This is a genomic window from Desulfuromonas sp., assembly GCA_002869615.1.
GTDB lineage: Bacteria > Desulfobacterota > Desulfuromonadia > Desulfuromonadales > UBA2294 > BM707.
The window spans coordinates 1-8,046 of sequence record PKUH01000072.1 but is presented as its reverse complement, the minus strand read 5'-3'; the positions used below and the strand labels follow the sequence as shown (position 1 = coordinate 8,046).

Annotated in this window: 6 protein-coding genes; 2 read left to right on the top strand and 4 right to left on the bottom strand. The window is 53.6% G+C overall.

Translation table 11 applies throughout. The features are described 5' to 3' along the window. Positions 1-254: 254 nt before the first annotated feature. Positions 255-710: a rubrerythrin gene (locus C0623_07240; GenBank protein ID PLY00494.1), complete on the bottom strand. Its 456-nt coding sequence runs from the start codon at positions 708-710 to the stop codon at positions 255-257. A gap of 182 nt (positions 711-892) precedes the next feature. Between C0623_07240 and C0623_07235 the strand changes: the two genes are divergently transcribed. Next, positions 893-3,820, top strand: a complete 2,928-nt coding sequence (locus C0623_07235; GenBank protein PLY00493.1) for a hypothetical protein — start codon at positions 893-895, stop codon at positions 3,818-3,820. Between the two features lie 570 nt (positions 3,821-4,390). Here C0623_07235 and C0623_07230 read toward each other — a convergent pair. Further along, positions 4,391-4,570, bottom strand: a complete 180-nt coding sequence (locus C0623_07230) for a ferredoxin (protein ID PLY00492.1) — start codon at positions 4,568-4,570, stop codon at positions 4,391-4,393. A 66-nt stretch (positions 4,571-4,636) separates the two neighbouring features. Continuing rightward, positions 4,637-5,539, bottom strand: coding sequence for an SAM-dependent methyltransferase (locus C0623_07225; protein PLY00491.1), 903 nt, complete (start codon positions 5,537-5,539; stop codon positions 4,637-4,639). Positions 5,540-5,888: 349 nt separating this feature from the next. Here C0623_07225 and C0623_07220 point away from each other — a divergent pair, with 349 nt between their 5' ends. Continuing rightward, positions 5,889-6,983 carry a cobyrinic acid a,c-diamide synthase gene (locus C0623_07220; protein PLY00490.1) on the top strand — a complete coding sequence of 365 codons (1,095 nt, stop codon included), beginning with the start codon at positions 5,889-5,891 and terminating at the stop codon, positions 6,981-6,983. Here C0623_07220 and C0623_07215 read toward each other — a convergent pair. Further along, positions 6,984-8,046, bottom strand: a 1,063-nt coding sequence (locus C0623_07215) for a phosphofructokinase (GenBank protein ID PLY00489.1), incomplete at its 5' end; no start/stop codon positions are given.

Sequence of the window (8,046 nt, the reverse complement as noted above, 5' to 3'; positions counted from 1 at the left end):
GCCGTTTTCTGCATACTCTTTTATGGCTCAATAAAAGAGTATGGCGGAGTGCGCGGCCGAGACCGCGCGGTTCTCCTGTCTTCAGTCTTTAAGTCAGGGAAAACTTCCCTGAAAGTCGGGAAGTTTCCCTTCAGGATAAAAAAGTAAACAGAAAAAATCCCCTGGGTGAGACCAGCGATTTTGATTTTTCCAGCTTAAACAAAAAGGACCTGATTAATCAGGTCCTCCTGGTAAAACATTTATATAAAAGATGGTTACCCGTAGATCGCGTGGTAATCTTCCTCAATCATCTCTTCATGGCGATGCGTCGACTGGGCATTGGCAAGATAGATCTCCTTGACCGACGGATCATCAATCTTCTCGGCCATCTCGCGCAGCTCCTTCTCAAGAGCATCCTCCTGCTCGATTGCCAATTCCATCGCCTTGCGCTCGTCAAAATCACCAAGCATTGCTTCTTTCAGGGCCTTCCACCAGCTCGACTCGGTATCGGGCGGCGCGGCGATGAACTCCTCAAACGCCGGCAGGCCGTCACCGATGCAGGCATCGTAGAAGGAACGGGCATGCTCCATCTCTTCCTTGGCGAGCATTTCAAACATCGCTTTGGCCTTGTCGTCCTGCATCTTTTCGGCGCCAAACTTATAAAAATCCATTGCGTCTTTTTCCGTTTGCGCTGACGCCTTGAGAGCTTCCTGAATGTCTATAAACCCCATTTTCTATATCCTCCTCGAATAAATTTTAACGGGCGTTAACTTAGCATAATTGGATTCCGGATGCCAGCCCAAAGTCTTGCTCCATCGGGCCAATTTTATCGTTCATCGCCTGCATTTCCCTGCGTGCATCTGATCGGAAATCTGGTAACCTCTTGAAAGAACTCGCTGTCTGGAGGAATGATTTGTTGCGTAGTAAAAAAATACTCATATCGGTTGGCGTTGTCGTCATCCTTTTTATGCTTTTTCTTGGTTTGATCTTGCCGGAAATTATTCGGCGACAGGCGATTGCCTGGGTTGCCGAAAACACCGAACGTGAGTTGACGATTGAGCGCGCTTCCTTCAATCCCCTGATTGGCCGCCTGACAATCCGCCGGGTAGTTTTGACTGAACCGAAGGCAGAAGAAACTTTCGTCTCTTTCGATCAATTATTGGTCAATATCAATATCAGCTCGGTCTGGCAAATGGCACCGATTATCGACCAGCTCGAGTTGATCAACCCAGCCGTCCGGATCGTTAAAATTTCGGATCGCGAATTCAATTTTTCCGACTTTGCCGCCGGGGCAAGTCCTACGGAAGAGGCACCATCCGATTCCGAACCACTCCGGTTCGCCGTCAATAACCTGATCATAAAAGGAGGTACGCTCGATTACTCCGATCTGGCAACCCCGGAAATCGTACACACGATCCGGAATTTCGATCTTGCCCTGCCCTTTATCGGTAATACACCGGCGTTGACCGACAAGTTTGTACAGCCGCGACTCAGTCTCGAAATAGACGACGCGCCGTTTCTCATCGAGGGTGAGGCGAAGCCTTTTGCCGACACCCTTGAGGCGTCCTTGCAGATCCGTCTCGATGACATCGATCTGCCGTTTTACGCTGCCTACCTGCCGCCAACTCGGCCGGTTGATATTGAAAATGGCAAGTTAGCGGTCGACCTCGACCTCTCTTACAAGGTCACCCGGGACCAGGAGACGAAACTCCTGCTCGGCGGCAGTTTCTCCATAACCAATCTTCTGGTCAATGACCGCCGCGGCGAAAAAGTTCTGTTCCTGCCACTGGGTGAGGTTGAGATCGAGTGGGCCGATTTGCTGGCCCGAAGGGGCGCAATTGACCAGATCGCCGCCTATGGTATGGAGACCTATGTGCAGCGTGATGCAGATGGCATAGTCAATCTCAGCCGTCTGGCGGCCGACTCGAATCCTCAAGACACAGCTCTGGACGAAGCGGGAGACAACGCTCCTGAGAGTGCCGATGAGCGCTCCCATGTTGAACTCCGGGAGCTCCGCTTCCGCAACGGGGTGATTCATTTTCGCGACGAAACCGGCAGAAAGCCGTTTGTACGCGAAGTTCGGAACCTCGATATCGGTCTGCATGATCTTGACACGCTGACCGGCACGCCGGTTCCGTACAATGTCAAAATGAACATGGTTAACCCTCTTTCTGATGTAATCGGCAGCCTGTCGGCCAAAGGGGAATTGACGACTGAACCACTTGAGGTCAGTGCTGCAATTGTCGGTGATAAAATCGATCTGGGTGGTATTGAGAGCTATTTTCCGGACAATTTTTCCGGTCTTGTTACATCAGGGAATATCGATTCGGAATTACGCTTTGATTTCACAAGTACGACCGGAGAAATCTCCCTTTCAGGGACGACCGGCTTACGCTCGCTGCAACTGGTTGAACCGGTCGGCCGCACTGATGTTCTGCGTTGGGAGAGTCTGCAACTTGATGGTCTCGACGTTCAATTGGACGATGGCCCGCCGACGATCTCGATTGCTGAACTGACCCTCAATAACTACCTCGCCAAATTACTGGTGACCAAAGAGGGCAAGGTCAATATCCAGAGTATGATGGCCGAGGCTCCGACGGAGGAAGATTCGGATCCACCGGAAATTCCCGAAGAGCCGTCCGGCCCGGCGCCGGTTATCAACATTGATCGGGTGACTCTTCAGGGCGGAACTTTTGAATTCGCTGATCAACATATGCCGAAAGAGTTTAAAACCAGAATGCTGAATCTTGGCGGGCGGATCAGCGGCATCGATTCCGCCTCCGCTCAGCCGGCTTCCGTTGATTTACGCGGCAATCTCGAAAATCGATCTCCCCTGCAGATTAAAGGTAAACTGGCGCCGCTTGGAGAGAGACTGTTCGCTGATCTGAATGTCCGTTTCGATGCGATCGATCTGACCCCGATGACACCTTATTCCGGAAACTATCTCGGCTATGCCATTGAAAAGGGCAAGCTTTTTCTCGCCCTTGACTACAAGATAGATGGTGAAAAGCTTAACGCCAGCAACAATCTTTTCCTTGACCAATTTACCTTCGGTCAACAGGTAGAGAGCGAAGAGGCGACAGGTCTTCCGGTCAAGCTTGCAGTCGCCCTGCTCAAGGATGGCCAGGGTGAAATTCATCTCGATCTTCCGGTTGCCGGTAGCCTTGATGATCCCGAGTTCAGTGTCGTCGGAGTCGTCTTTACGATTCTCAAGAACCTGCTGGTCAAGGCGGCGACTTCGCCGTTCAAGCTTCTCGGGGCAATGCTTGGTGGTGGCGAAGATTTCAGTAAAGTTGATTTCGCTGCCGGTGACTCGCAACTGCCGGAGGCTGAAGTCGGTAAGCTCGATCGTCTGGTTGATGCGCTCAGGCAAAGACCGAATCTGAAAGTCGAAGTGAGTGGCTACGTAGATCCCGAGAAAGACCCGGAAGCCTGGCGACGGGTGCATCTCACAAGCGAGATGAAAAAGCTCAAGGCAGCATCGATGGGCCGTAACGGGAAAGACCTTGATGCAATCAGCCTGAGCGACGAGGAGCGTTCACGTTATCTGAAACAAATCTACCGGAAGGCTGATTTTCCGAAACCACGCAATACCTTGGGTTTCGTCAAATCCCTGCCCGATGTTGAGATGGAAAAACTTCTTCTTGCAAACACCGTGGCCGGAGAGGATGAAATGCAGGAGCTGGCGACGGCCCGCGCTGCTGTCGTCCACGATTACCTGATTCAGGTCGGTGAGCTACCATCTGAGCGGGTGTTCCTGAAGAAAGACGATATCTACAAGGAACCGGATGAGGACTCTGCCAATAGAAGCCGGGTCGGGTTCGGCGCTACGGTCGACTAGGTTTTATTGAAGTTTGCTTGTCTCGATAAATATCGGGCAGCGAGAAAGAAAAAAGGTTCATCGCATTTCACCGAGAATTAAGTGGTGCGTACCCAAACTCCGCCGCACCTTTTAACCGCGCCCGAGAAGCATAAACCCGGTTCGCCGGTATCGCCCGGCTTGCTCCTTACTTTTCTTGCCTGTCCAAGAAAAGTAAGCAAAAGAAAGACACCCCAGCTCACCCGCCTGATGATCAGGTTCCCTCACTGCGCCGAGTTCAATCCGTCAGTCACTGTCGTTACCTGAACGCCGGATTAAAATCGGCTCGCTCGGCGGTCTTACATGGGGCCCCGGCAGAGCAGAGGGAGCTATCAAAAAAGCCTTTGACTCACCCCCGTTGATCTTAAAGTCGCCCTCTGGCACCGCGCGCACCGAACCGTAGCCCGACCACAACCGCCACAGCGACGAACTGTGTTTGCCTCAAGGCAAATTATCTGGCTGCAAAGTTGAACAGAAATAATTCAGACCGCAAAAAAAGCCCCACCGGCCAGTAGGCCGAGGGGCTTTATCTCTTGCCGGTTGAGTCTGCTTTTATGCTTCTTCATGGCTGACCGCCCCATACGGGCAGGCCGGGATGCAAAGGCCATCGAAGTCGCACTTGGCGTGATCGACGACAGCCAATCCATCAACAATCGTGATCGCATCTTCCGGGCAAACCTTGGCACATTCTCCCGAACCGCAGCATTTTGTCTGGTCGATTATAATTTTCATCCGCTTATCCTTTCAACATCGACAATAGGTCTCATCTTAAAAAATCTTCCGGGGTCGGTCAAGTTTTCACAACCGATAGTGCTGGATATGCAATCCCTTGTCCGGATCGGCTTCGGGGAAACTGTCGCCGCCGGTCAGCTCGGCGACAAGGTCGGCTTGTGGCAGGTATTCGGAAAACTGCTGCCGCAGAAAGGTGCGGCCGAGTTCCGGGGCACTGACCGCAGCAACAATCTCACCACCCGGAGTGACAAGTTCAGGCAGATGCCGCATGATTTTCGGCCAGTCGCGGTTCGCCCGGAAATTGCGGCCCTGTTGGTAAGGCGGATCGATGACAACCAGGTCATACGGCTTATTTTTCTTCAGCCGACCGAATGATTTGAACAGGTTGTGCGGCATAAAAGCGACCCGGCGCAGGTCGTGGTCGTTGAGTCGGTGGTTCTCCCGGCCCCGGGCGAGCAGGTTTTCATTGATGTCGAGGTTGGTCACATGAGCAGCACCGCCGGCAATGGCCGCAACGGAGAAAGAACAGGTGTAAGCGAAGAGATTCAACACCTTTTTTTCCCGGGCGATCTGACGGATCAACTGCCGGCCCGGTTTCATGTCGGGGAAGAAGCCGATATTCTGGCTCGCCAGTGGCCGGACCAGGTAGTTGAGCCCGGCTTCCCTGATGGCCAGTTCCGACGGGCAGGAGCCGTCCAGGATCTTCGGTTCCTCATCTCTTTGACTGCGGTCCTGAACGACAATGCCGGCAAGCTTTTGGCAGACCTGTTCTTCAAGATGCTGCTTCAGATCTTCGAGGATCGGCTGTTCGACGGGGCGATACAGGGTCACCAGCACAACCGGCGGGTACCAGTCGATCACCAGGTGTTCGAAACCCGGAACCGTCTGCCCCCGGCCATGAAAGAGCCGTCGAGGCTCATCAGCCAACGCAGCACATCTCGTTTTGATTTCGTTCAGGAGTGCTTCCATTTTTACTTATCTTTTATCCGAAGACAGGATCAAAACCGGATTGCCACCAAGACAAGGACTTCCCAAAAGCAAAGGCTTAGAGACGTTTTTAACGGAGAGGCGGAGAGATACAGAGCAAAGCTGATGACATAGATAAAACCGCGTCCTTAGAACTACGATTTAGATCTAACCATTAAGATATGGATTTTGTTTTTCCTCTCCACCTCAGCGGCTCTCCGTTAAATTTTTTTTTGACCTTCTTGGTGTCCTTGGTGACTTCGCGGCAGATTTTCCTCTTTTAAAAATATGCGGAAAAAAATTGTCATGTTATAACTTATTTAACAATCACTGTCACCCGGAGGAGGCACCCATGGCCCGAAAAATCTTCGTCGCAGCAACCGGACAGAATTGCGGCAAGACCACAACCAGTCTTTCCCTGATGCACCTGGCCCGGAAGAAATATGATCGGGTCGGCTTCATCAAGCCGCTCGGGCCGAAACTGATCAATTACAAGGGGCATGCCGTCGACATGGATGCCGCGCTGATTGCCAAGGTCTACGGGCTCGATGATGACATCGATCTGATGTCGCCGGTCGTGCTTCACTCCGATACGACCCGCAAGGTGTTGGCCGGTGAGATTACCCGGGAGAGCCTGGTCGAAAAGGCCAAAGACGCCTTTGCCGTAATGGATGAAAAATACGATTTTCTCATTATCGAGGGCGCCGGGCATAGCGGCGTCGGGGCCGTGGTCGGACTCAACAACGCGGTTATCGCCCAGATGCTCGGGGCTCCGGTGATGATGGTTGCCGGCGGCGGCATCGGTAATGTCATCGACGCCGTTCATCTGAATCTTGCGCTCTTTCGGGAGGCTGGAGCCAAGGTGGTCGGCATCCTGCCGAACAAACTGCTCGCCGAAAAGCGGGAGCGCACCCTCGACTACCTGCGGATGTCGTTCGGGCGGGAAGGGATCTCGGTCGTTGGCGGCTTCAATTTCTCGCCGATCCTGGCACATCCAACGTTGAATCATGTCGCCAAGGTCCTTAAGGCGCCATTGCGCGCCACCAAGGTGCAATCTTCAGAGATTTGTCACCATATCCAGCTCGGCGCCGCCTCCTGCCAGCGGGTCATCGATATCCTCAAGGAGTCGACTCTGCTGGTCGTCACCGGCTCGCGCGACGAGCTTCTGGTGACCCTGGCGTCACTCTATCACATCCACGAATACAGGCGAAAGCTGGCCGGAATCCTGGTTACCGGCACCAGTGATATTTCCCGGACGACACAGAAGATCCTGGATGATTCCAACCTGCCTTATATCCGCTGCCCACAACTGACGGCGGATGTATTCAGTGTCCTCATGGAAGATGTTTCCAAGATCACCGCTGAAGACCGACAGAAAATCCAGCTGGTTCAGTCGCTGGCCGATCGGGAGATCGATTTCGAAGCGATTGATGCCTTGCTTGATTGATCAATAATCCCCGGTCATGATAAACAACGGCTGCCGCAGGAAGGTCTCGTAAATCGGTCGTAGCCGGCTGATCTCGTAATGCTTGTCGACATCGACCAGCTTCTTCTGGCCGGTGACCACCTCGATCGGCACGCTGTCGTAACAGCCGTTGTGCAGGCTGATGAGGCGGCCGAAATGGTTGTCCATGACCAGATCGAGGGCGATATTGCCGAAAGCCATCGGCACGATCGAGTCGAGGGCGTCGGGGTCGCCGCAGCGTACCAGGTAACCGAGGCGCTGATTGACAACATTGATCCGCCTTCCGTTATTGTACTTCGGGCTTAGCTCCTTGAGTTGCTGCGCCACCTGGTCGCCGATTCCTCCGAGCTTCTTATGGCCGTACTGGTCGACTTCATCACCCTCGAACAGCATGTCGTCATGATGAGCCATGGTCGCTCCCTCCGACACCAGGACAACCGAGTAATTGCTCGGATGCCGGTTGCGGTCGTCAGACATCATCTCGGTCAGTAACTCGATATCGAAAGGATGCTCCGGAATAACGCAGCGGTCGGCCGCCCCGGCCATGGTCGGCAGCAGGGCGGTGAAGCCGGCATAGCGTCCGAAGACTTCGAGGACGAGGAAACGCTCGTGCGAACCGGCGCAGGTCCGCAGGGCATGCGTCATCTCGATCGTCCGGGTCACACAGGTCGAAAAGCCGATACAGTAATCGGTCCCGGGAACATCATTGTCCATCGTTTTCGGTATGGCGACGACATCGACCCCTTCCTCGTGCAGACGCTGACCGTAACTCAAGGTGTCGTCACCGCCGATCGGAATCAGAACGTCGATCCCGAGATACATCAGGTTCTTCAGGACTTCCGAGGTCAGATCGTTGATCTTGTCCGGATATTCGGCACGCAGATGGGAAGGGATATTGGTGTGCGGCAAATGACTGGGCCGGGTCCGTGAGCTATGCAGGAAGGTGCCGCCGGTGCGGCCGGCCCGGTTGACGATACTCTCGGTCAGCTCGATGTAGCAATGACTGTTGTCGGCTTTTTCATCACGGACGATTTCAACCAGCCCG

What these genes read in the sequence shown, in the direction of transcription:
- C0623_07240 (PLY00494.1), bottom strand. Translation starts at nt 710, where the DNA reads ATGGGGTTTATAGACATTCAGGAAGCTCTCAAGGCGTCAGCGCAAACG.
- C0623_07230 (PLY00492.1), bottom strand. Translation starts at nt 4,570, where the DNA reads ATGAAAATTATAATCGACCAGACAAAATGCTGCGGTTCGGGAGAATGT.
- C0623_07225 (PLY00491.1), bottom strand. Translation starts at nt 5,539, where the DNA reads ATGGAAGCACTCCTGAACGAAATCAAAACGAGATGTGCTGCGTTGGCT.
- C0623_07220 (PLY00490.1), top strand. Translation starts at nt 5,889, where the DNA reads ATGGCCCGAAAAATCTTCGTCGCAGCAACCGGACAGAATTGCGGCAAG.